The 21,279-nt window shown below is 66.2% G+C and carries 23 protein-coding genes; 11 read left to right on the forward strand and 12 right to left on the reverse strand.

What is annotated here, in order from left to right:
- The first annotated feature begins 369 nt into the window (after positions 1–369).
- The 4 genes from FFS09_RS11500 to FFS09_RS11515 are packed head-to-tail and all read left to right on the forward strand — an operon-like array spanning position 370 to position 4,620.
- Positions 370–1,341: a tripartite tricarboxylate transporter substrate binding protein gene (locus tag FFS09_RS11500; RefSeq protein ID WP_137919008.1), complete on the forward strand. Its 972-nt coding sequence runs from the start codon at positions 370–372 to the stop codon at positions 1,339–1,341.
- A 46-nt stretch (positions 1,342–1,387) separates the two neighbouring features.
- The gene (locus FFS09_RS11505; RefSeq protein ID WP_137919009.1) at positions 1,388–2,551 is read left to right on the forward strand and encodes a Gfo/Idh/MocA family protein; all 1,164 of its coding nucleotides are present in this window, start codon (positions 1,388–1,390) and stop codon (positions 2,549–2,551) included.
- Positions 2,552–2,555: 4 nt separating this feature from the next.
- Positions 2,556–3,740: a dihydrodipicolinate synthase family protein gene (locus tag FFS09_RS11510; protein ID WP_137919010.1), complete on the forward strand. Its 1,185-nt coding sequence runs from the start codon at positions 2,556–2,558 to the stop codon at positions 3,738–3,740.
- Between the two features lies 1 nt (position 3,741).
- Positions 3,742–4,620: a sugar phosphate isomerase/epimerase family protein gene (locus FFS09_RS11515; protein WP_137919011.1), complete on the forward strand. Its 879-nt coding sequence runs from the start codon at positions 3,742–3,744 to the stop codon at positions 4,618–4,620.
- A 69-nt stretch (positions 4,621–4,689) separates the two neighbouring features.
- Here FFS09_RS11515 and FFS09_RS11520 read toward each other — a convergent pair whose 3' ends face one another.
- The 3 genes from FFS09_RS11520 to FFS09_RS11530 all read right to left on the reverse strand — a co-directional run bounded on the left by FFS09_RS11520 (position 4,690) and on the right by FFS09_RS11530 (position 6,376).
- A complete protein-coding gene (locus FFS09_RS11520) occupies positions 4,690–5,088 on the reverse strand; it encodes a hypothetical protein (protein ID WP_137919012.1) in 399 nt (132 codons plus the stop codon).
- Positions 5,089–5,227: 139 nt separating this feature from the next.
- Positions 5,228–5,746 carry a DsrE family protein gene (locus FFS09_RS11525; RefSeq protein ID WP_137919013.1) on the reverse strand — a complete coding sequence of 173 codons (519 nt, stop codon included), beginning with the start codon at positions 5,744–5,746 and terminating at the stop codon, positions 5,228–5,230.
- Positions 5,747–5,785: 39 nt separating this feature from the next.
- Positions 5,786–6,376: a TetR/AcrR family transcriptional regulator gene (locus FFS09_RS11530; RefSeq protein ID WP_137919014.1), complete on the reverse strand. Its 591-nt coding sequence runs from the start codon at positions 6,374–6,376 to the stop codon at positions 5,786–5,788.
- A gap of 142 nt (positions 6,377–6,518) precedes the next feature.
- On the opposite strand from FFS09_RS11530, the gene FFS09_RS11535 reads away from it, so the two are divergent.
- From FFS09_RS11535 to FFS09_RS11545, 3 genes are all read left to right on the forward strand, one after another.
- The gene (locus FFS09_RS11535; RefSeq protein WP_171019985.1) at positions 6,519–7,172 is read left to right on the forward strand and encodes a response regulator transcription factor; all 654 of its coding nucleotides are present in this window, start codon (positions 6,519–6,521) and stop codon (positions 7,170–7,172) included.
- A gap of 16 nt (positions 7,173–7,188) precedes the next feature.
- Positions 7,189–8,985, forward strand: a complete 1,797-nt coding sequence (locus FFS09_RS11540) for an ATP-binding response regulator (RefSeq protein WP_137919016.1) — start codon at positions 7,189–7,191, stop codon at positions 8,983–8,985.
- A gap of 140 nt (positions 8,986–9,125) precedes the next feature.
- The gene (locus FFS09_RS11545; protein ID WP_137919017.1) at positions 9,126–9,440 is read left to right on the forward strand and encodes a hypothetical protein; all 315 of its coding nucleotides are present in this window, start codon (positions 9,126–9,128) and stop codon (positions 9,438–9,440) included.
- A 38-nt stretch (positions 9,441–9,478) separates the two neighbouring features.
- On the opposite strand, the gene FFS09_RS11550 is transcribed toward FFS09_RS11545, so the two are convergent.
- Together FFS09_RS11550 and FFS09_RS11555 are read right to left on the reverse strand one after the other, a co-directional pair.
- Positions 9,479–10,108, reverse strand: a complete 630-nt coding sequence (locus tag FFS09_RS11550) for a hypothetical protein (protein ID WP_137919018.1) — start codon at positions 10,106–10,108, stop codon at positions 9,479–9,481.
- Positions 10,109–10,224: 116 nt separating this feature from the next.
- On the reverse strand, positions 10,225–10,497 hold the full coding sequence (locus tag FFS09_RS11555; protein ID WP_137919019.1) for a 2Fe-2S iron-sulfur cluster-binding protein: 273 nt from the start codon (positions 10,495–10,497) through the stop codon (positions 10,225–10,227).
- Between the two features lie 40 nt (positions 10,498–10,537).
- Here FFS09_RS11555 and FFS09_RS11560 point away from each other — a divergent pair, with 40 nt between their 5' ends.
- Together FFS09_RS11560 and FFS09_RS11565 are read left to right on the forward strand one after the other, a co-directional pair.
- Positions 10,538–10,885, forward strand: a complete 348-nt coding sequence (locus FFS09_RS11560; protein ID WP_137919020.1) for a hypothetical protein — start codon at positions 10,538–10,540, stop codon at positions 10,883–10,885.
- Positions 10,886–11,000: 115 nt separating this feature from the next.
- Complete coding sequence (locus tag FFS09_RS11565; protein WP_137919021.1) at positions 11,001–11,681, forward strand: hypothetical protein; 681 nt, start codon at positions 11,001–11,003, stop codon at positions 11,679–11,681.
- 217 nt (positions 11,682–11,898) lie between these two features.
- Here the strand turns inward: FFS09_RS11565 and FFS09_RS11570 are convergent, their stop codons facing one another.
- From FFS09_RS11570 to FFS09_RS11585, 4 genes are all read right to left on the reverse strand, one after another.
- Complete coding sequence (locus FFS09_RS11570) at positions 11,899–12,144, reverse strand: hypothetical protein (protein ID WP_137919022.1); 246 nt, start codon at positions 12,142–12,144, stop codon at positions 11,899–11,901.
- Between the two features lie 5 nt (positions 12,145–12,149).
- Positions 12,150–12,419, reverse strand: coding sequence for a ferredoxin reductase domain-containing protein (locus tag FFS09_RS11575; RefSeq protein WP_137919023.1), 270 nt, complete (start codon positions 12,417–12,419; stop codon positions 12,150–12,152).
- Positions 12,420–12,531: 112 nt separating this feature from the next.
- Complete coding sequence (locus FFS09_RS11580; protein WP_137919024.1) at positions 12,532–15,027, reverse strand: DUF1631 family protein; 2,496 nt, start codon at positions 15,025–15,027, stop codon at positions 12,532–12,534.
- 167 nt (positions 15,028–15,194) lie between these two features.
- Positions 15,195–16,439, reverse strand: a complete 1,245-nt coding sequence (locus FFS09_RS11585) for an MFS transporter (RefSeq protein ID WP_137919025.1) — start codon at positions 16,437–16,439, stop codon at positions 15,195–15,197.
- Between the two features lie 95 nt (positions 16,440–16,534).
- On the opposite strand from FFS09_RS11585, the gene FFS09_RS11590 reads away from it, so the two are divergent.
- Positions 16,535–17,326 carry an AraC family transcriptional regulator gene (locus FFS09_RS11590; RefSeq protein ID WP_137919026.1) on the forward strand — a complete coding sequence of 264 codons (792 nt, stop codon included), beginning with the start codon at positions 16,535–16,537 and terminating at the stop codon, positions 17,324–17,326.
- 106 nt (positions 17,327–17,432) lie between these two features.
- Positions 17,433–17,684, forward strand: coding sequence for a hypothetical protein (locus FFS09_RS11595; protein ID WP_137919027.1), 252 nt, complete (start codon positions 17,433–17,435; stop codon positions 17,682–17,684).
- A gap of 11 nt (positions 17,685–17,695) precedes the next feature.
- Here the strand turns inward: FFS09_RS11595 and FFS09_RS11600 are convergent, their stop codons facing one another.
- The 3 genes from FFS09_RS11600 to FFS09_RS11610 all read right to left on the reverse strand — a co-directional run bounded on the left by FFS09_RS11600 (position 17,696) and on the right by FFS09_RS11610 (position 21,266).
- Positions 17,696–19,759: a TonB-dependent receptor family protein gene (locus FFS09_RS11600; protein ID WP_137919028.1), complete on the reverse strand. Its 2,064-nt coding sequence runs from the start codon at positions 19,757–19,759 to the stop codon at positions 17,696–17,698.
- A 137-nt stretch (positions 19,760–19,896) separates the two neighbouring features.
- Positions 19,897–20,298, reverse strand: a complete 402-nt coding sequence (locus FFS09_RS11605) for a hypothetical protein (protein ID WP_137919029.1) — start codon at positions 20,296–20,298, stop codon at positions 19,897–19,899.
- 11 nt (positions 20,299–20,309) lie between these two features.
- Entirely contained in the window at positions 20,310–21,266 is a 957-nt protein-coding gene (locus tag FFS09_RS11610; protein WP_137919030.1) for a LysR family transcriptional regulator, read from the reverse strand.
- Positions 21,267–21,279: the final 13 nt, after the last annotated feature.

Below are 21,279 nucleotides of genomic sequence, written 5' to 3' on the forward strand. Positions count from 1 at the left end.
GCGAGTATCCAGAGGCAGGCGCATCGACGCAAATGCAAACGCCGAGCTCAGCATTCGATAAAAGCATGCTGCCCACAGGAACAGGGGCGGCGCTCGCCGTGGCCTGCTCGACGGTCCAGCACGCCAAAGGTCAACCTATTTTTCACCATACAGTTAATAAATGGGCGACGCGGCAGCGGCGCCATGCAGCGCGTCACTCCCCGAGTTCGCCCATTTCCCGAGCGCCTTCGGGCCATTTACCCAGGGAAAACCCTTAAAGGCGCCACATCAACCAGCGCTTGCAGTTCCTGCGTGACTGCTTCTATAATTTCCGCTATTCACTGATTGGTGAATTAAAACCAACCACCCGCCCAAGCCCTGGAGACACACATGAAACTGATCCAAGCCACCGCCCTGGCCGTGTTCGCGCTCACCACCAGCCTGCCCGCCGCCGCGCAGCAGGGCTACCCGAACAAGGCCATCCGCGTGATCGTGCCGTTCGCCGCCGGCAGCACCACGGACATCATTGCCCGCGCGATCACCGACAAGATGAGCCAGAGCATGGGCCAGCCGATCGTGGTGGACAACCGCGGCGGCGCCAGCGGCACGATTGGCCAGGCCGCGGTGGCCACGGCCGTGCCCGATGGCTACACCATCATGATTCACTCGTCGTCGCACACGGTGAGCCCATCCACGTTCAGCAAGCTGTCTTTCGACACCGTGAACGATTTCGCCGCCGTCACGCCGATCTCGTCCACGCCCAACGTGCTGGTGATCGCGCCTAGCAAGAACATCAAGTCGCTGCCGCAACTGGTGGCCAACGCCAAGGCCAACCCCGGCAAGATGAACTTCGCCTCCGCCGGCCAGGGCAGCGCCACGCACCTGAACGCCGAGAAGTTCAAGATGGCCGCGCACATCGACGCGGTGAACATCCCGTTCAAGGGTTCGGCCGAAGCCGTCACCGAAGTGCTCTCGGGCCGCGTGGACTATTACTTCTCGCCCATCGCCCCGGTGATCGGCCAGATCAAGGAGGGCCAGTTGCTCGCCCTGGCCGTGGGCTCGCCGCGCCGCGCCAGCGCCCTGCCCGACGTGCCCACCACGGCCGAAGCCGGCGTGCCCGGCTCCGAATTCAACTTCTGGATCGGGATGATGGCGCCCGCCAAAACCCCGCGCGACATCGTCAACCGCCTGCACGACGAGGTCGTGAAAGCACTGGCCACGCCGGAAGTGAAAGAACGTTTCCTGAAGCTGGGCGCCGACGCCTGGACGCTCAAGCCCGAGCAGTTCGATGCCTACATCAAGGAAGAAATCAAGAGCAACGCGGCGCTCGTGAAGGCCGCCGGTCTGCAGATCACCAACTGACCCACCTCCACACGGGTTTTCACAGAGAGAAGAGAAGGACTTAACCATGGCCGTTCAACAACTCGGGATCATCATGCACGGCGTCACCGGACGCATGGGCATGAACCAGCATCTGATCCGCTCCATCTGCGCGATCCGCGCACAAGGCGGCGTGACGCTGTCCAACGGCGACAAGGTCATGCCCGACCCCATCCTGATCGGCCGCAACGCCGAGAAGATGGAAGCGCTGGCCAAGACGCACAACATCGCGCGCTGGGGCACCGACCTCGACGCTGCGCTGGCCAACAAGAGCGACACCATCTTCTTCGACGCCGGCACCACGCAGATGCGCCCCACCCTGCTGGCCAAGGCCATCCGCGCCGGCAAGCACGTGTACTGCGAGAAGCCCATCGCCACCAACCTGAACGAAGCGGTGGAGATCGCGCGCCTGGCGCAAGAGTCCGGCCTCAAGCACGGCGCCGTGCAGGACAAGCTGTTCCTGCCCGGCCTGCGCAAGCTCGACATGCTGCGCCGCGCCGGCTTCTTCGGCCGCATGCTCAGCGTGCGCCTGGAGTTCGGCTACTGGGTGTTCGAAGGCGACCTGCAACCGATCCAGCGCCCGAGCTGGAACTACCGCAAGGAAGACGGCGGCGGCATGATCCTGGACATGATGTGCCACTGGCGCTACGTGCTGGACAACCTGTTTGGCGAAGTGCAATCGGTCTCGTGCATCGGCACCACGCACATCCCAACGCGCTGGGACGAAGCCGGCAAGCCCTACGAGTGCACGGCCGACGACGCGGCCTATGCCACTGCCGAACTCACCGGCCACAACGGTGAGAACGTGATCGCGCAGCTCAACATGAGCTGGGCCACCCGCGTGAACCGCGACGATCTCGTGACCTTCCATGTCGATGGCACGCACGGCTCCGCCGTTGCCACGCTCACCGGCTGCAAGGCACAAAGCCGCGTGAACACGCCGCGCCCGGTGTGGAACCCGGATGTCAAAAACACCATGAACTTCTCCGAACAGTGGCAGGACGTGCCCGACACGCAGGTGTACGACAACGGTTTCAAGATCCAGTGGGAACACTTCATCCGCCACGTCGTGGAGAACGAGCCTTACAAGTGGACGCTGCCCGAAGGCGCCAAGGGTGTGCAGCTGGTGGAAGCCGCGCTGGACAGCTGGAAAGAACGCCGTTGGGTGGACGTGCCGGCACTGAAAGTCTGACGCCATGGCACTGTCCCTGAAACTGCCCAACGCCTCGGGCAAGGTCGAGGCCTACACGCTGCGCGGCACCACCCCGGTGAAGCCCGCGGCGGGCGTGAAGTTCAACCGCATCGCCTACTCGGCCGCCCACGTCGTGGCCGACCCGCTCGCCGCCATCGACCCGTGGCTGCAATGCGCGGTCGACTGGGACGCGACCATCGCCTACCGCCAGCGCCTCTGGTCGCTCGGCCTGGGCGTGGCCGAAGCCATGGACACGGCGCAACGCGGCATGGGCCTGGACTGGCCCACCTCGCTGGAGCTCATCCGCCGCTCGCTCGACGCTGCGAAGGACGTGCCCGGCGCGCTCGTGGCCTCGGGCTGCGGCACCGACCACCTGGTGCTCGAAGACGTGAAGACGGTCGATGAAGTCATCGCCGGCTACGAAGCGCAGATGGCCGCGATCGAAAAACTCGGCGGCAAGCTGATCGTGATGGCCAGCCGTGCACTGGCCCGCGTGGCGAAGAGCCCGGCCGACTACGAGCGCGTGTACGACCGCATCCTGAGCCAGGCGAAGCAACCCGTGGTGCTGCACTGGCTGGGCGACATGTTCGACCCCGCGCTCAAGGGCTACTGGGGCAACAACGATCCGGACAAGGCGATGGACACCGCGCTCGCCGTGATCGCCGCGCACCCGGACAAGGTGGACGGCATCAAGATTTCCTTGCTCGACAAGGACAAGGAAATCGCGATGCGCCGCCGCCTGCCCAAGGGCGTGCGCATGTACACGGGTGACGATTTCAACTACGCCGAACTGATTGCCGGTGACGGCTTCGGGGCCGAGAAGACGCACGGCCAGAGCGACGCCCTGCTCGGCATCTTCGACGCGATCGCACCTGCCGCCAGCGCGGCGCTGGGTGAGCTGGCGCAAGGCAACGTGCAGAAGTTCCACGACATCCTCGGCCCCACGGTGCCGCTGTCGCGCCACATCTTCGCCGCGCCCACGCGCTTCTACAAAACCGGTGTCGTGTTCATGGCCTGGCTCAACGGCCACCAGTCGCACTTCACCATGGTGGGTGGCCAGCAGAGCACGCGTTCGCTGCAGCACTTCGCCGAGCTGTTCCGCCTGGCCGATGCGGCCAACCTGCTGGAGCAACCCGAGTTGGCGGTGCGGCGCATGAACACGCTGCTGGCCTTGCACGGAGTCGAGTGACATGCGCGACTTCTCAAAAGACCACCGCTGGCTCTCCATCAACACCGCCACGGTTCGCAAGAGCCGTGGGCAGGAGCTGCCCCTCACCGACATCCTCGACGCCTGCGCGCGCCATGGCATCGGCGCCATTTCGCCCTGGCGCGACCAGGTCGCCGCCGTCGGCCTGAAGACCGTTTCGGCGCAGGTGAAATCGCTCGGCCTGAAGCTCTCGGGCTATTGCCGTGGCGGCATGTTCCCCGCCACCGACACCGCGGGCCTGAAAGCCGCGCACGACGACAACCGCCGTGCGGTCGACGAAGCCCGCGAACTCAATGCCACCTGCCTGGTGCTGGTGGTCGGTGGACTGCCCGGCGCCCTCGCCGGCAAGGCCGCGCACAAGGACATCGGCCTGTCGCGGCAACAAGTCACCGACGGCATTGGCGAACTGCTCGGGTACGCGAAGGCCGCCGGCATGCCGCTGGCGATCGAACCGCTGCACCCCATGTACGCGGCGGATCGCGCCTGCATCAACACCATGGAGCAAGCGCTGGACGTGTGCGACACGCTCGACCCGGGCAAGACCGGTGCACTCGGCGTCGCGGTGGACGTGTACCACGTGTGGTGGGACCCGAAGCTGCAGGCGCAGATCGAACGCGCCGGCAAGAACCGCCTGCTCGCCTTCCACGTGTGCGACTGGCTCACACCCACCACCGACCTGCTCAACGACCGCGGCATGATGGGCGACGGCGTGATCGACATCCCGCGCATCCGCGGCTGGGTGGAAGCGCAAGGCTTCGCGGGGTTCAGCGAGGTGGAGATCTTCTCCACCGGCAACTGGTGGCAGCGCGACCACGACGAGGTGTTGAAGACCTGCATCGAACGGCACCGCAGCGCGGTCTGATGTTGACGGACTCTCAGCTCAAAAAAAACCGCCCCTCGGGGCGGTTTTTTTCATCACGCTTGAAGGTGTTCAAGCGGTGCCCTTGGCGGCCTTGATGGCGCGTTCGTGGGCCGCCTTCGCATCGGCCTTGCAAACCTTGGCGGCGTCGCCCGCCTGGTCTTCGCATTTTTCCTTGGCGATGTCATAGGTGGTGTTCGCCTTCACTTCCTCCACCTTGCGGGCGTTGCCCGGCGTGGCCTTGTACTTGTTTTCAAGCTCGGCCTTTTCCACCTTTTCCTTGCTCTTGGCTTCTACCTGGCAAACGTCCTTGGCGTTGTCCTTCATGGCATCACAAGCCTTCTTGTCGTTCTTGAAATTCATTTCGATACGGTCTTTGGCCGCATCGTATTCGGCCTTGTTCATGGTCTGGGCCGATGCGATGGCAGATGCGGCACACAGAGCAATGGCAGTGAGGGTTTTGACGTACATGGCGCGTCCTCCAAAAGAGTTTCGAGAACTGCATCTTCGCCCCGCGGCACCACGGCTTTCCGTAGGAAAAGCGCGTCGGGCCGTGTAGGAGAAGAAGAGGCTCGGCACCCCCCTGTGCGCCGGAATTTTTTCTTATTTTTTACTTCTTCAACTGAGGCTGGTCCAGGTAGCGCACGTCCTTGACCGCCAGCGGGATCGGGTTGATGTACTGGTACCCCTGGGACTGCAGCAGGGCAATCTCCGGGAACCCGGCCGGCACCACGGTGATGAACCCATGCATGTCGTTGGGCTGGAAGCCCGCCGCGCGCATCGCGTTGCTGCACATGCGGAACTCGACCCCGTTCTTCGCCAGCTCGGCCATCTTGTCCACGATGCCCTGGTACTTCTCGTAGTTTTCCTTGGCGAACACCCGAAGCTCGGGGCCGTGCGTCACCACCACCATCTTGCCCTTGAGCGGCGTGCGCGTGTTGTTCACGAAGTTGTAGAAGATGTTCAGGTCCGCCATGCTCGCGTAGTTGAGATCAAAGACGGCGTTGATGGTCGGGTACTCGTGCATGTCGACCTTGGCGGTTCCGTAGGGCGCGAACTCCTGGGCGCAAGCCGCGGCCGTTCCGAGCAACAGCGCCGATGCAACCAGGGTGTGGGCGAAAAACTTCATGTTCAGGTCTCCAGGGGTGGGTAAAAAAAGACGAATGAATTACCTGGCGCCCGCATGCGCTTCCAGCGTGCGGAGCCAGACCTTGATCTGTTTGGCCTCGGTCTCGATGACCGTCGGGTCCTTGAGGGCGTTCGCGAGGATGCCCATGCCTTGCAGTGAGCACAGCAGTTGAACGGCGTGTTTGTGGGCGCTGCGTGCCAGGCCCATCGCGGTGAACTGCCGGGTGCACCAGGCCAGCAAGAGCGTGAAGGGCTTGGCCGCCAACTGGCCGAGCGCCCCGCCATCCTTGCCGAGCTCGTAGCACAGGCTGCCGACCGGGCAGCCGTGCCGGGTGTCGGATTCGCGGTCCCGCAGCCACACGTCGGCCAGCGACGCGAGCCGGGCGCGCGGGTTCTTGAGCGCGTCCCAGCACGCCAGGCGCTGTTCGATGATGGCGACGCGCATGTCCACGATGGCGCTCGCGAGTTGCTCCTTGCTCGGAAAGTAAAAGTGGACACTGCCCAGCGGGATTTCCGCCACTGCCGCGATATCGGCCAGGGAGGTGTTGGAGAAGCCCTTGCGGTGGACCAGATCCGCTGCCGTCTGCGTCAGATGCTGGCGCTTCAGTTGGCTTTCAGCACGCGATGCCATGTCGTCATCTCCTCAAAAACCAGTTGTTCAACTGGATTATCGGTATTCCTCTCGAAGACTGTCAACGCGCTGTGGCATCGGGCTCTGTGAGGGCATCGGCTACGATGGCGCCGACCGACACACAGAAAGGGCCGACCCAGCGATGTCCGACCAGCAGCGGCGCAGAACCATCCTGACCGTGGACGACCACGAGCTGGTGCGCGTCGGCTTGCGCCAGGTGATCGTTCAGCACTTCGCCGACCGCTTCAACGTCGAAGACGCGCAAAGCCTGGAGCAGGCCCTGGTGTTTCTGAAGCAGCGCGCTGAAGAGGTCTTTCTGCTGCTGCTCGACCTGAACCTGGGCGACACACGTGGCCTGGCCGGGCTCCAACTGCTCAAGAGCCGCTATCCACAGGTGCCCATCGCCGTCGTGTCGGGCACGCACGATGCGCGCGTGCGCGATGAAGCCCTGGCGCAAGGCGCCGTGGGCTACTTCTCCAAGACCGGCGATACCGGCGACCTGAAGGCGCTGCTCGACACGATTGAAAACGCCAGCGCCGGTCGCGCGTCGGCAAACCACCGCACAACGGCCCAAGGCGCCCAAGGCCCACTCGCTCGCTGCAAGGACCTCAAGCCTGGCATCCGCCTGACCAACCGCCAGATCCAGGTGCTCGAGCTTCTGCTCAGCGGCCTCGACAACCAGGCCATCGCGCGCGAAACCGGGCTGGCGCTGGGTTCGGTGAAGAACTGCGTGTCGTCGATCTTTCTCGACTTCAACGTCCGCTCCCGCCCCGAGCTGCTCAAGCTGTTCTCCTGACCGGGCACGGACCGAGATGGCGCTGTTGCCCAACGTCAGCATGGCCGTGAAAGCCAAAGCCACGCCCCTGGCCGTGCAACGCATCCAGCTCGAACTGCTGCTGCAAAAAACCGGACCGGTGCGCATCCTCTCGCCCATTCCGTTTGCCACGCCACTGGCCATCCTGTTTCACCTGAACGCTGCCGCCGGCTACCCGCTGGTCTGGCTCGGCCTGTTCTACATCGTCGTCTTCAGCAGCTACCTGCAGCGCAGAAAACTCGAAGCCCATGGCCCGATGCGCGACGACGAGCTGGCCAGCATCCTGCGCGGACGCGTGCGAGACATCTTCCTGCTCGGTGCGATGTGGGGCGCCGCGCCCTGGCTGCTCAGCGCGCACCAGAGCGTCGAAGACTTGATATTGGTGTCCGTGTTCATCATGGGCGCGATCTCGCTCGGCGCCGCCATCGTCTCCACCCACCACCAGACCATTGCCGCCTTCAGCATTCCGGCGGCGGTCGGGCTGGTGACCAACTGCATGTGGCACGGCGGGCCGGTGGGTTGGGTGCTCGCCGTCTGCATGACGCTCTACCTGGTGATGACGCTCAAGTGGACCTTCCAGCAAGCCGACCTGCTCGAACAGTCCCTCTCCGTCCGCTTTGAAAAAGAAGACCTCGCCCGTCGCCTGGCGCAGCAGGTGGAACTGGTGGAAAACGCCGACCGGGAAAAAAGCCGCTTCCTCGCCTCCGCCAGCCACGACCTGCGCCAACCGCTGCATGCCATCTCGCTGTTCACCTCGGTGCTGGAACGGTCGCGGTTCGATGCGCAAAGCGAACAGACCATCGCCCGGCTGGGCCACTCGGTGCGCATGCTCAACCAGTCGCTCGATACCATGCTCGACATCTCGCGGCTCGACGCGGGTGCCGTGCAAGCCACGCTGCAGCCGGTGCCCGTGCACGAACTGTTCGTCTCGCTGAGCCACACCTTCAGTGGCAGCGCCGAAGCGCGAGGCCTGCAGATTCGGTTTCGCGCGCCGGGCGACCTGGTGGTGTTGAGCGACATGCAACTGCTCACGCGCCTGCTCGGCAACTTGATCGACAACGCCATCAAGTACACGCACCGCGGCGGCGTTCTCGTGGCGGCAAGGTCGCGCCCGCCGGCAGTCGATGCCGGCTGGGTGTGCTTCGAAGTGGTGGACACCGGCATCGGCATTGCCCGCGAACATCAGCAGCGCGTGTTCGACGAGTTCTACCAACTGGCCAACCCGCAACGCGACCGCGCCTTCGGCCTGGGCATCGGCTTGTCCATTGTGAAACGGCTGTCGAGCTTGCTGGAACATCCCGTCGCGCTCACCTCGAAGCCGCACAAGGGCACGCGTTTTCGGGTGTGGGTGAAGCAACAGGCGAGTGTGCCGACACCGGCGTCTGCAAGGCCCTTGGACACGGGCATCGCGCAGGCTGTTGCTGCCATGCCTGCCGACCGCAAGCTGCCACGCCACGTGCTCGTCATCGACGACGAGCCGGCCAGCCGCGAGGCCATGGCCTTGCTGCTCTCGGCGTGCGGCTGCACCGTGCATGCCGCCAGCGATCTGGCACAAGCGCAACAGCTGCTGGCACAGAACCCGATCGAAGCCGTGGTGTCCGACTTTCGACTGCCCGGCGACCGCAATGGCCTGGACTACCTGCTCGCCCTGCGCAACACCTCGCCCCACCTGCGCACCTTGCTCGTCACCGGCGAGACCGCGCCACAACGCATCACCGACATCCGCTCCAGCGGCGTGCCTTTCCTGCACAAACCTGTGCGGGCTGAACAGTTGCTGGACGCGCTGGCGGGCTGAGCGGCTGGCCTCCCCCTCTCCTCACGCCCCTTTGCCTGGCTTCGCCATGTGACCCGGGTCACTTACGCCCGGGAAAGCCGCCCGGGATACTCGTGCTCGTCTTCCGAAACAAGGCTCCGCGCGGGCCCTCTTCCATGTTCATGTCGATGCACAAAACCCTTCTTGGGCTCTTCCTGTCCGTTCTCACGAGCGCGTCGATCGCGGCACCCGACCCGCAGTGCGCCGAGTACGACAAGCTCCGCACCCAGCGAGACAACGCGCTGAGCACGAAGAACTTCAAACAGTATTGCGACGCCCTGTCCGGCCTGATCAAACTCATGCCCACCACACCACCGGCACCAGCGCGGCTGCAATGCGAAGCCAAGGCCACGAACATGAAAACCGAAACCTGGCTCGGCATCCGCCCCTCGGTGATCGAGACCATGAAGGACACGTTCAGCGAGCAATGCAAGTGATGGCGACACGCGGCGCGAGGCCGCTGGTGCCGTGCCCGCTAGGGCGCGGCGTTGGCAGTGGCGGCCTTCACTTCTGAGAGCTTGCAACCTTTCTTCAGGAACAGATCGGCCAGGTGATCACTGCGTGCCTGTGCGTGCTCCAGGCCCTGCTCCAACTTCATCAACTGGGTTTGCGCCTGCATCATCTTCTGGGCGCTGTCCTGCATGCTGGCTCGGCGCGCCTCGGCCGCTGCCTGCATGGCATAGCCCTGGATCTGCCCCGCACCAGGAATCATGCCGAGCAGGCTGTTGCCAATCGCCGAGCCGATACCGCTGCCGGGCATGCTGCCGGCGCTTTTCATCATCTCGTTCTGGGTTTCGGTCATCGCGGCTTGTGCCTGTGTGGCTTCGGCCTGCTGCGCCTGACTGGATTTTTCCAGCGCCTGGGTTTCTGCGTAGATTTGCGCGCAGGTGAGTTCGCCGTCGCTGAGTTTTCGGACGTTGCGAGTGGGTGGTGCGGCGGACTGCATCGGTGACAAGAGGGCGGCAGCATCGACCTCGTCACCCTCTTCGCTGGCAAGGCCGGGCCGATCCCATGCGAACTGCGGTGCTCGTTGCGCGCAGGCCGCGAATGGCGCGAGCGCCAGCAAGCCATACAGGGACAGTCGCTTGATCGCAGCGGAGCACATGGGAACCTCTTCAGAATTGGAAACAGGGGTTCGACCAGTTTCAAGCGCTGCCCGTCCGGCGTGAAGTGACCCAGGTCACATGGGGCTGGCAGTCTTCGTCCTGCGTGGCTCGGTTTTCAAGCCCGACCGATAACAACATCCTCCATGGGCCTGGCCACGCAGGGCAGGCAATAGCCCCCCTGCTTTTCCTCGGGGCTCAGGCCGGGCCAGGGAATTTCGTAGCGCACTTGCCCCTGTAGCAAGCGAGCAATGCAGGTGCGACAGGTCCCATTGCGACAGGACACCGGCCACGCAATTCCCGCGCGCGTCATCGCAGCAAACAAGCTGGTCTCGCCATCGGCCTCAACGTGAGCCGCACGGCCCTCAATCTGGAGTCGGAAAGTTGTCATGCGCGTCGAAAGTGCGATGGAGTCAGCTTAGACTTTCGCCATGATTCTGGAATATTGGAAGTATGACGCGGGCACCGAATCCGTCGCATCCCTGGTGATTCCCGCTGCACTGGGCCGCCAGCGCACCTTCGATCTCGATGCAACACTGCTGGTGTCTGTGCCAGCGGAAGTCGTTGAGAGCTCGCACGAACTGACGGTGGAGGTGGACGGCAAGCGTCTATGGACTCGCCGCATACCGAGCCACAACCCTGGGGAGACCGACGGCCTGGAGTACCACTGCCGCCTGGCTGTCGAAGCCGATGCCGATTGCCGCGTGCGCGCAAAAGCGACGTGCAAAGGCTCGCGGGTGCTGTCGCTGGTTTTGGAAGCCCGCGAGACGGCTTACTGAGCGCGGCAACAGCCCCGCAGTTCAACGACCACGACATGGAAGGTGGCTGGGGGTTGCCGCTGGCACGGCGTTGCGCTAGCCTGCGGGCTCCATCCACCCTGCTCAGGAGACTCGCATGCCCGGTCGTTTCGTTCTTTTCGCCAGCACCGCCGTCGCCACCGTCGCTCTGATCGCGGGTTGCGGCGCCATGAAGTCATCGGGCGGCAACCCCATGAGCTTCTTCATCACCAGCGCCAACCCCGGCAAGGGCGGCGACCTCGGAGGCTTGGCCGGCGCCGACCGCTTCTGCCAGTCGCTGGCCACGAGCGCCGGCGCGGGCAATAAAACCTGGCGCGCCTACCTGAGCAACGCCGCCATGAACGGGCAGCCGGCGGTCAATGCGCGCGACCGCATCGGCACCGGCCCATGGACCAACGCCAAGGGCGTGGTCGTCGCCACCAGCGTGGCGGACCTGCACAGCGCCAACGCCAAGCTCGGCAAGAGCACCTCGCTGACCGAGAAGGGGGAAACCGTCACGGGCTTCGGTGATGCCGTCAACCGCCACGACATCCTCACCGGCTCGCGCCCTGACGGCACGGTGGCGGTGCCGGATGCCGGCAAGGACACCACCTGCGGCAATTGGACCAGGAGCGATGGCGGCTCCGCCATGGTGGGCCACCACGACCGCAATGGCACCAACCCCGACCCGGTCGCCAACGCTTCGTGGAACTCGTCGCACGGCACGCGCGGCTGCAGCGTCGACCAGCTCAAGATGAGCGGCAGCGCGGGACTCATGTACTGCTTCGCGACGAACTGACCTGATGGAAGTGCGGGCCTCGGCCCGCGCAGTCTCGACCAGGGCGCAAACACTGTATTAACATACAGTACACTTCACTGGCTCCAGCCCCCATGCGATGTGCGGCGCTGAAGCAGTTGCTGTTATCTCCTTGGCCGATCTACGGCTTGTCGCCTGTCCACCTATCCGGTGGGCGGGCGTTTTTTTCTTTTGTGACGCGCTGCAGGCACCAACGCAATCACGGCTTGTCCTGCGCCGCAACCGTCTCGCCCGCCAACGCCGGCAGCACCTCATCAGCCAGCACCAACACCCCATCAGGCCCCTCCTGCAACCGCCGCTGCTCCCCACGCTGAGCAACCTCGCTCACCACCGATACGAACCAGCTCAAGATCAACGCGGCGGAAGCGAACGCCGCCCAGATCGTCAGGAACGAGAAGAAGTCGCCCCAGCTGTCGCCGTGGCGAGCGGGTTTGAGGACAACCATGGCCGTCACCGCAGCGGGCTGGCGTCGGCCGACGCCGACAGCGCACGTCCGTCCGACACGCCGGGCACGCCCAGCTCGTCGAGCAACAACAAGGACCCCGTGGTGCGCTGCTGCAGCCTGCGCTGTTCGCCGCGCTCGTTCATGTCGTCCAGCAAGGACATGAACGTCACGAGCAACAACGCGGCCACGGCCAGCATGACCGCGATCAGCACGTGCGGCAACATGTCGATCAGGGCGTCTTCACGGCGCTCCGCCCGGTTGGGGTTGTGGCTCATGGGATCTCCTGTTGCGCTGAGGTGGCAACGAATGATCCGCGTCGCAAAAAATAAAACCGTCAGTGCACAGCGCTGGCGGCTGTAGGAAATCCCCGACAAGCGTCGAGCGGAATCAGGCGGACTCGGCCACCAGGCTCTTTTGCGGTGTGGCTTGAGCGGCCACCACCTGCTGCAGCGCCTTCTCCACCACGCCCTGCGTGTTCACCGGGCGCAGCAAGCGGCTGGAGATCAGGCGCTCGCAGCTGCGCTTGGTCATGGAGTGCGGCCGCCCTCCCCGGCTCACGAACATGAACAGCGTACCCTTGCTGCTGGCCCAGATGAGTTGCGCACGCAGCCACTCGCGGTGCGAGTACAGGTCGACCCAGTCGCCTTCGCGCAGCGATGCGAGCAACACCGTGGCGCTGATGCTTTCGAGCTCGGCGGCCTGTTCGGCCAGCGCGGCGGCTTGCGAATCGTCTTCGCTGGCGCGGGCCTCCACCTGGGTTTCGATGAGGTCGTCGAAGTCGCTGGGCAGCGTGTCCTGGAAGCCGGCGGCTTCGAGCTCGTCCTTGCCCAGCCAGGGCTGCGCCATGGGCCGGGGCTTGCGTTGCTCCGCCGTGGCGGGCAAGGTTTCGTCGAGCTCCATGGACATGGACGACGGCACTTCGTCCAGCGGCCCCGGCTCGGACAGGCTGGCGTCGTGGCGGATGCGCGCGCGCCGCAGGCCCAGCACCGGCTGGTGCAGGCGCATCAGCGCGTCGAAGAAGGGCTTGGTTTCTTCGCGGGTCTTGCCGAGCAGGTCCAGGCCCGAGTGCAGCGTGGCCAGCATGCCCGGCACCATGGCAAACAGTTCCTTGGGCAGGCGCAGCGTGACGTCCTTTTTGACGCTCCACAGCAGGTTGGAGACCACCTTGCGGTAGCCGCCCGGGTCGAGCTGCTGGCCGCCGTCTTCGAGCTGTGCAGAGGCGATCGCGAGCGACCAGGGGCCGAAGAGAAAGTCGAGGATGACGCCGGGGGCGGTGTCGATGTCGGGGCGCTGGCTCAGTTCCCAGGCGATCTGGTCGGCCATCGCCTGGCGCTCTTCGGCGTAGCGGATGGACTGCAGGCCGTTGTCGTGCTGCGCCAGCTCCTGGGCGTCTTGCGCTTCCCAGCCTTGGCGCAGCGCGGTGAGCGCGTCGGCGAAGGGCTGGGGCTCGGCGCTGGCGGTGGCGTTGAGGTCGTTGAACGCCTGCTGCACCGGCTGGAAGAAGCTGTGGAATTCTTCCGAGAACTCGTCGTTGAACTTGAAGCTGCGCTGTGCCACGCTTTCGATGAGGCGCCGCGCGGGGTGTTCGTCTTCGTTGAAGAACTTCGGGTTGGCCAGGGCCAGGCGCAGCAGCGCGGGCTCCAGCGCCACCATGGCTTCGCGCACCGGCCCGAGCAGCAGCGGGTCGCTCGCCACCTGGGCCACCAGCGTGCGCACCAGGTCCAGGCCCACGGCCTGTTTGACGCGCTGCGCTTTCTGCTTGAGGTGCATGAGCACGCGCTCGCGCTCGTGCGACGCCGCGAAGACGCCCCAGGCTTTCTGGCTCAGCTGGCTGGAGATGCCGACTTCGCGCGCCGGCCGGTCCACCGCCGGCAGGTCGCGGTACTGCGTCTGCTGCTCCAGGATCATGGACTCGTCGAGCAGCGGGATCGCGGCATAAGCCTCGATCGCGGCGAGCTCTTCGCTCACCTGGTCGTAGTAGTCCGGGGTGAGGTGGCGGTCGAAATGCGCGCCGCCCTGGTTGAGGAATTCGTGGAAGACGCGGTGGTCCACGGCGGGCTGTCGGTGGCCGAGCGACTGCATGGGCGGCAAGGGATCGGCACCGCCGGCCCAGGACGGCATGTCGTGCTGGCTGCCGCCTCCGCCATGGCCCGGCTCCTGCCATTGGCTCACAGGAGAAGAACTGCCCGAAGGCGTGCCCAGGTGCCCCGAGCGCGTGGACAAACCGCCCGAGCGTGTGGACTCGTCCGTCAGCCGTACGCGGTAGCCGGCTTCCTGCACGTTGGCGCGCTGCAGGATCAGCGCCACGCGTTCGTAGAGTTTCTGGAGTTCGTGGCCGAGGGCTTTGTCCGTGTGGCGCAGCCACATCGCACGCATCTCGGCCTCGGACTCGGTCGACGCCATGAGCGTGCGCAGCGCCCGCACGAACACCGACGGCCGCAGCGGGTTGCGCTCGGCCTGCACGGCCGGCAGCCCGATCACCGAGCTGATCAGCGCGTCGAGCACCGAGAGTTGTTGCTCCACCACCGGCAGGAGGTCGTGCACCAGCCGCGCCGATTCGAGGGATTCGTTGACCGCTTCATCGTCCACCAGCGCGAGCAGCGAGGTCTCGGACAACAGGCTCGGGCGCGAGGAGTTCAGGTCGGGCGATGCCTGCAGGGCCTCGCGCAAGTGCTGCGTGAACTGCTGACCCCACGGGATCTTGTTCTGCAACATGCCCCACCAGGCCTTGGCGAACTGGTCGCGCTGCGCCATGTCCTTGGAGGATTTTTCTGCCCCCTGCAGGCTGGCAATGGCTGCGTCGGCACAGCGCGCCAGCATCTCGGGCGCGCCGTGCAGTGCTTCTTCAAAACACTGTTGCAGCAAACGGGAGGAGGCCGGCATGGAAAGCAATCTGCGGTGATCGGCCTTCGAGCGAAGGTGGGACGTCGGGCCCACTTTTATACCCGCAGGGGTAGGTCAGCATCTTGATGGTCCGCAACTAAACGGTAGCCGGCCCCAACACGGCGCTGGGCGGCGCGCGCCGTGTGAAGACCTGAAGAAGAAAGACTTCAGGCCGCGACCGGCACGGCCGTGCGGCGCACGCGCCGCACATTGAACGCGCTGGCGATCAGGAGGCCCTGCACCACCGCCAGGCCGATCAGCACGCCCTGGTACTGGCCGTGGTCCATCAGCACGCCGAAGATCAGCGGCGAGATGGCCTGGCCGATGTCCAGGCCGGAATACACCACGCCATACACGCGCCCGGTGGCGTTGGCGGGGGTGGAGCGTTTCACCAGCAAATCGCGCGAAGGCCCTGCGATGCCGGCCGCAAATCCCATGGCGCCAAACAGCACCGGCACCGCTGCTGCGGGCACGTGGGCGAAGGCGAGCACCAGCGCCACGCAAGCGGCCAGACCGAAGCCGATGCCCACGATGCGCTCGCAGCGCGCCGGGTCGGACGCGAGGAACCCACCCAGCACCATGCCACCGGCCGAGCACAGCATGTAGGTGGTGAGGCACACGGCCACCAGGCTCAGCGGCACGTTGTGCAGATGGCGCGCGGCTTCGGGCGCAAAGGCCTGCACCACGCTCAGTGCCATGGCGTAGACAAAGAAGAAACCGAAGCACATCCACACCGCAGGTATGCGCATGAAGGCCATGGGGTTCTCGACCGGCGCATGCGCGCTGCCTGCGGGCTGCTTGGGCGCGGCGGGCACGTCGAGCCGGTCGCGGTTGAACCACAGCACCGCCACCACCACGAACGCCAGCACGCCCGCGCTGGCCAGCGCGGCGCGCCACGAATAGGCCAGAGTGATCGACACCATCATGGCCGGCGCGAGCGCCCAGCCCAGGCTGCCGGTGATGCCGTGCACGCTGTAGGCATGGCCCAGGCGCGGCGCGCTCACCTTGCGGTTGAGCAAGGTGTAGTCGACCGGGTGGAACACGCCGTTGCCCACACCGGCCACGATGGCGAAGAAGGCCATCATCCAGTAGCCGGTGCTGGCCGCAAAGCCGAACGCGGCCACGCCCAGCAAGGCCAGGCCCGCGAAGAGCACGGGGCGTGGGCCGAAGCGGTCCACCACGAAGCCGGACCCCGCCTGCACCAGGCACGAGACGACGAAGAACACGGACATCAGGAAACCGAGCTCGGCATAGCTCGCGTTGAGCGCGTCTTTCAGCCAGGGAAACAGCGGCGGGAGCAGCAGCTGGCTGAAGTGGCTGATCATGTGCGCCAGGCCGACCAGGCCGATCAGGCTGGCGTCCTGCCGCAGGGCCACGGCGGGCAAGGGATGGGTGGTGCTTGAGGAAGACATGGCGCGATCGTAGACTCAAGCCCTTCTGCCGAATCGCGACGATCCGTCACTTTATTGTGAAAACCCGCCAAACCAGGTCCAGACGCCCCGAGCCGATGGGCGACACCGACCCCTACACGCCCGATACCGGCCGCCCGGTGCGGGTGCGCGCCCGCGCGCTCACCGCCGACACCCACTTCGAGCCGCACCGCCACGCCTGGGGCCAGCTGGCCTACTGCGGCACCGGCATCGTGCAGGTGATGGCCGAGCCCGACGACCCGACGCTGCAGGCCGTGACTTACATCGTGCCGCCCTCGCGCGCGGTGTGGATCCCGCCGGGCATGCGCCACGCCGTCACCGTGCTGGAGGCCGCCGAGCTGCGCACACTCTACGTGGCCGCCGATGCCACGCCACCAGGCTGGGGTGGCTGCCGCATGATCGTGGTCTCGCCGCTGCTGCGCGAGCTGATCCAGGCCATGGACGCGGCCACACGCCGCGCGGCCGAACCCTCGCGCGATCGGTTGCTGATCCAGTTGGTGCTCGACGAACTGGCGCACGCCGACACCCAGCCGCTGGGCGTGCCCCTGCCGAGCGACAAGCGCCTGCGCGCGCTGTGCGAAGCGGTGCTCAACGCACCGGGCGAGCGCGCCACGCTGGGGCAGTGGGCGGCGGACACGGGCGCGAGCGAGCGCACGGTGGCGCGGCTGTTTCGCGAAGAGCTGGGCATGACCTACCAGCAGTGGCGCCAGCAGGCGGTGCTGGCGCACGCCCTGCCCTTGCTGGCGCGTGGCATGCCCATTGGTCAGGTGGCGGCGGCCACCGGTTATGCGAGCGACAGTGCCTTCAGCGCGATGTTCAAGGCCGCCATGGGCCACCCACCCACGCGCTGGGGTTTGCAGGCGGATTGAGATACATCCAACGCCAAAGTGGTTATCAATGACTTGTCATATTTGACAGGCACCATGGCGTGGATTTCGGCCCAGAATTCGCACCTGCATTTCAGGGGAGAACAACATGGACGACAACATCCACCGCTACGCCAAGACGCCGCGCGCGTGGCAAGCCATTGCCCGACGGGACTTACTCGGCCGCGAAGCCCACGCGCTCTTGCTCATGGTCAACGGCCGCCGCACCGATCAGGAGATCGCCCGCTTGCTGGGCGCCGATGTGAAGCCCTTGCTGCAGGACCTGGAGCAGCAAGGCTATCTGCAATACGCAGCCATCGTGGTCCCTGAAACCGACGACGACGCCCTGGAAAGCGTCTGAACATCGCGGCCTCAGAATTTCAGGCGCGCGCCCACGTAGAGCGAGCGCGGTTCACCGGGCGTGAGAATGGCCGCGTTGGGCGCGGCCACGTTGCGCACGCTGAACTGCGACACGTATTTCTTGTCGGCGAGGTTGCGCGCCTCGGCGAACACCTCCCAGTCCTTGCCGTTCCAACCGGCGCGCAGCCCCCATAGCGCATAGGCGTCCACCTGGTAGGTGTTGCCGAAGTCGGCATAGCGGCTGCTGACGATGTCGAACGTGGGACCGAAGAAGAAACCGCTGGCATGGCGGACCAGCACCTCCCCCCGCAACACAAACTTCGGCGCGGCCGGCAGCACACGGTTGCCATAGGTTGGATCGTCGCGGAAGCGGAAGTGGTTGACGGTGATGTTGAGCGTGGGCTCGGCGCGGTACCGGCCGCCCTCACCCAGCGCGAAGCTGCCGCCCACCAAGGCTTCGATGCCCGCGTGCACCGTGCCGTCGGCATTGATCGACAGGCTGGTGCCGGGCGCGCGTGGGTCGTCCTGCGACAGGATCTCGTTGCGCAGCCGCGTGTGGTACACGGCCAGGTCCCAATGCCAGTGGTTGCGTGGGCTCAGTGCGTGCTGGCCGCGCGTGCCCACTTCGAACACGGTGCCGCGCATGGCCTTGAGCAGCGTGCCTCGTGAGGCCCCCGGCGTTTCGTCTTCCAGTTCGTACAGCGTCGGCGCCTCGTAGACGCGGCTGACGTTGGCGAACAGTTGCGTGGTGGGCGTGAGCTGGCGGATCAGACCGGCGCGCGGGTTGACGGCGTTGTAGTCGCCCTGGAGCCCTGCGCTGACGATTTCGCGGCTGGTCGACACGAGCTGGGCGCCGTAGACAGCGGTCCAGTTCGGCGCGAACCGCCAGCGGTCCATCGCGAACAGTTCCAGGTTGTCGGCGCGGTTGTCGACCGCGGCCGACAAGGTCTGTGCACCGCCCGGTGTGTAGCTGTAGTTGCCGCCGTCCACCGTGGTGCGGGCCAGGTTGAGCCCGAGCAGCAGATCGTGCGCGCCCATGCGCTGCTGGTACCGCACCGTGCTGCCCAGCGTGCGCTGCCGGGTATCGATCAACAGCGAGAAGAATGGCGGCGCGTAGACGATGGGGTGGTAGAGCTGCTGGTTTTCGACCGACACGCCCACGCTGAGTTTGCGGTCGGCATCGATGTCCCAGACCGTCTTGTTGGCCAGCCGCCAGGACTTAACGTTGTAGCGGTAGTGGCCGGCGACGGCAGCGGCCTCGGCTTGGCTGGGGTCGTCCTGCCATTGCTGGCGCGTGAGCACGCCGGGCAGTTGCTGCTGGTTGTCGATGGTCGAGGCGTAGAAGCGGGTCTGCACCGCGTTGTTGATCTGCAGGCCGCCGTTGGCATAGAAGCCGGTGCGCTCCTGTCGGTGGTGCCGCCGGTAGCCGTCGGCGCGCCGGGTTTCGGCGGTGAGCAGGCCATCGAGATCGCCGCTCGTGCCACCCAGCGTGACCCGGCCCTGCCACTGGCCGTGGCTGCCGCCCTGGAGCAAGAGTTCGTTGCGCGCGCCATCGCGCGCGGTGGGCGTGGTGAAGTCGATCGCGCCGCCCAGCGTGCTGGCGCCATAGGTCAGCGCGTTCGCGCCACGGGCCACGGTGGCGTGGCTGGCCGACAGCGGGTCGATCTGCCGGTTGTGGTTGTTGCCGTCGGCGGCGGTCACGGGCAGGCCGTCGACCAGCAGCTTGATGCCGTTGCCGTCGTAGTTCGTCGCATCGAGGTTGGAGCCTCGGCTGGAGAGAAAGGCCGAGTCACCGGTGGACCCGCTGGCGGCCCACACGCCGGGCACGTAGCGCAGCAGGTCGGCCAGGCTGGTGACGCTGCGCTGGCGCAGGCTCTCGCCGTCGACCAGCGTCACGGCGCCCGGCGTCAGGGCTTGTTCGGCTTCCAGGTCTTGCCGGGCCAGGTCGGTGGCTTGCGTGGCCTGGATGACGACAGTGGGCAATGTCGCCACGTCCGGGGTTGTCGCAGCGGTCTGCGCCCAGGCGCAGGGCGACAGCATGGTCGCGCAGAGCGCGGCGCATGAGGCGTGTTTCATGAAGAAGGCTTTCAAAAATGAGAGGCGCGTCGACGGGCCATGGCCCATCGCGCGGCACAAGGGAGCAGCCGCGCCACGCCCAGCTGCCAGAAAACAGCAGCCGGACGAAGCGGGCCAAGAAGCTTGGGGAGCGGGCGTCAGGCCCAGGCGGGCGGGCCGTGCGACGGCGGCGGCAAGGCGTGCCGGCGTGCCTCGTGGGTGGGGAACGCGGCAGGCACCGGCGCCGCGTTCGACACCGGCAGGCTGTGGACCGCGTCCACGCTGGGCAGCGGCGGTAGCTTGGCGATGGCGGCGCACAGCTTCGCGCAACTGGCGAGGTGCGCGGCGCTCGCGGCATCGGGGTCGAGCGCGTCGCGGATCTCGGCCGGCAGCGAGGCCATGGCCTCCGAGGCGTTGGCCGGGCTGCCGCACCAGGCGGGCATCGAGCCACCTGCAGTCGCCGCCATGCCTGCGTGCGCCACGGGCAGGCACAGCTGCGCGAACCAGGTCAGGAAGACCAGGGCCCAGGCGAGTCGTCGACGGTCCGGTGCGTGCCGCATGGACGCGGATTCTAGGGCTGTGGGTTGCGCGCCCCGCGCGAGGGGTGCCGGCGCACGAAGTCCATCGCGTTCTCCACGAAGCTCGCGGCGGCCGGCGACATGGCGCGGTTGGCCAGGCGGTAGATGCTCACCTCGCGGTAGAACGCCGGCGCTTCCAGCGGCACCATGTGCAGGCCGTGCGCGCGCACCAGGGATTCGGAATACGTCGGGCAAGCCGTCAAACCCAGGCCCGCGGCCACGAGGCCCATGGCCGTCGTGAGGTACGAGACCTCCATGGCCGGTGGCGAGAGGATGGCGCGCGCGGCCGCGTCGCCTTCGCCTTGCAACTCCGGCAGCACGCGGCGCACGAAGTCGCGCGTGGGCGCGATGAAGGGCCAGGGACCGAGCTCGTTCCAGCGCACGCGTTTGCGTTTGCGCAGCGGGTGGTCTTCGGGGCAGACCAGCCAGTGGCGGTCTTCCAGCAGCGCGTGGCGCTCCAGCGCCAGTTCACCGGCCTCGCCATCGCTGCCGGGCCCACGGTCCGGGCCGATGGCCAGCTCGGCCTCACCCTCGTGCAGCGTGGCCAGCAGGTGCTCGGGCGGTGTGTCGGTCAGGCGCACCTCCACGTCCGGGTAACGGCGGCGCCAGTCGGCCACCAGGCGCGGCAGCAGCGTGCAGGCCATGAGCTGCGGGGCCGCGAGGCGCAATACGCCGCGCCGCTTGTCCCGCAGCCCGCTCACATTGGCCACGGCGCCGGCCAGGTCGGCCAGCATGCGGCGCACGGCGGGCTGCAGCTCGGCGCCGGCCTCGGTCAGGGAGACGCGGCGCGTGCTGCGGTCGAACAGGCGCACGCCGAGTTCGCGCTCCATCTCGCGCACCAGCACGCTCAAGGCCGACTGGGTCAGGTGCAGTTGGCGCGAGGCTTCGGTGAAGCTGCCGGCATCGGCCACCGCCACGAAGGCCCGCAGTTGGCGCAGGGTCAGATTCATATGGTCTCTTCAT

Origin of the sequence: Hydrogenophaga sp. 2FB (assembly GCF_005503365.1) — a bacterium.
Classification (GTDB): Bacteria; Pseudomonadota; Gammaproteobacteria; order Burkholderiales; family Burkholderiaceae_C; genus Hydrogenophaga.

Bases quoted from the DNA above. Each gene is read 5' to 3' on its own strand.
- FFS09_RS11595 (WP_137919027.1), top strand. From the start codon at position 17,433: ATGGACGACAACATCCACCGCTACGCCAAGACGCCGCGCGCGTGGCAA.
- FFS09_RS11515 (WP_137919011.1), top strand. From the start codon at position 3,742: ATGCGCGACTTCTCAAAAGACCACCGCTGGCTCTCCATCAACACCGCC.
- FFS09_RS11585 (WP_137919025.1), bottom strand. From the start codon at position 16,439: ATGTCTTCCTCAAGCACCACCCATCCCTTGCCCGCCGTGGCCCTGCGG.
- FFS09_RS11550 (WP_137919018.1), bottom strand. From the start codon at position 10,108: ATGTGCTCCGCTGCGATCAAGCGACTGTCCCTGTATGGCTTGCTGGCG.
- FFS09_RS11575 (WP_137919023.1), bottom strand. From the start codon at position 12,419: ATGAGCCACAACCCCAACCGGGCGGAGCGCCGTGAAGACGCCCTGATC.
- FFS09_RS11525 (WP_137919013.1), bottom strand. From the start codon at position 5,746: ATGAAGTTTTTCGCCCACACCCTGGTTGCATCGGCGCTGTTGCTCGGA.
- FFS09_RS11520 (WP_137919012.1), bottom strand. From the start codon at position 5,088: ATGTACGTCAAAACCCTCACTGCCATTGCTCTGTGTGCCGCATCTGCC.
- FFS09_RS11500 (WP_137919008.1), top strand. From the start codon at position 370: ATGAAACTGATCCAAGCCACCGCCCTGGCCGTGTTCGCGCTCACCACC.
- FFS09_RS11505 (WP_137919009.1), top strand. From the start codon at position 1,388: ATGGCCGTTCAACAACTCGGGATCATCATGCACGGCGTCACCGGACGC.
- FFS09_RS11600 (WP_137919028.1), bottom strand. From the start codon at position 19,759: ATGAAACACGCCTCATGCGCCGCGCTCTGCGCGACCATGCTGTCGCCC.
- FFS09_RS11535 (WP_171019985.1), top strand. From the start codon at position 6,519: ATGTCCGACCAGCAGCGGCGCAGAACCATCCTGACCGTGGACGACCAC.
- FFS09_RS11570 (WP_137919022.1), bottom strand. From the start codon at position 12,144: ATGGTTGTCCTCAAACCCGCTCGCCACGGCGACAGCTGGGGCGACTTC.
- FFS09_RS11530 (WP_137919014.1), bottom strand. From the start codon at position 6,376: ATGGCATCGCGTGCTGAAAGCCAACTGAAGCGCCAGCATCTGACGCAG.
- FFS09_RS11580 (WP_137919024.1), bottom strand. From the start codon at position 15,027: ATGCCGGCCTCCTCCCGTTTGCTGCAACAGTGTTTTGAAGAAGCACTG.
- FFS09_RS11590 (WP_137919026.1), top strand. From the start codon at position 16,535: ATGGGCGACACCGACCCCTACACGCCCGATACCGGCCGCCCGGTGCGG.
- FFS09_RS11610 (WP_137919030.1), bottom strand. From the start codon at position 21,266: ATGAATCTGACCCTGCGCCAACTGCGGGCCTTCGTGGCGGTGGCCGAT.
- FFS09_RS11565 (WP_137919021.1), top strand. From the start codon at position 11,001: ATGCCCGGTCGTTTCGTTCTTTTCGCCAGCACCGCCGTCGCCACCGTC.
- FFS09_RS11545 (WP_137919017.1), top strand. From the start codon at position 9,126: ATGTCGATGCACAAAACCCTTCTTGGGCTCTTCCTGTCCGTTCTCACG.
- FFS09_RS11510 (WP_137919010.1), top strand. From the start codon at position 2,556: ATGGCACTGTCCCTGAAACTGCCCAACGCCTCGGGCAAGGTCGAGGCC.
- FFS09_RS11540 (WP_137919016.1), top strand. From the start codon at position 7,189: ATGGCGCTGTTGCCCAACGTCAGCATGGCCGTGAAAGCCAAAGCCACG.
- FFS09_RS11555 (WP_137919019.1), bottom strand. From the start codon at position 10,497: ATGACAACTTTCCGACTCCAGATTGAGGGCCGTGCGGCTCACGTTGAG.
- FFS09_RS11560 (WP_137919020.1), top strand. From the start codon at position 10,538: ATGATTCTGGAATATTGGAAGTATGACGCGGGCACCGAATCCGTCGCA.
- FFS09_RS11605 (WP_137919029.1), bottom strand. From the start codon at position 20,298: ATGCGGCACGCACCGGACCGTCGACGACTCGCCTGGGCCCTGGTCTTC.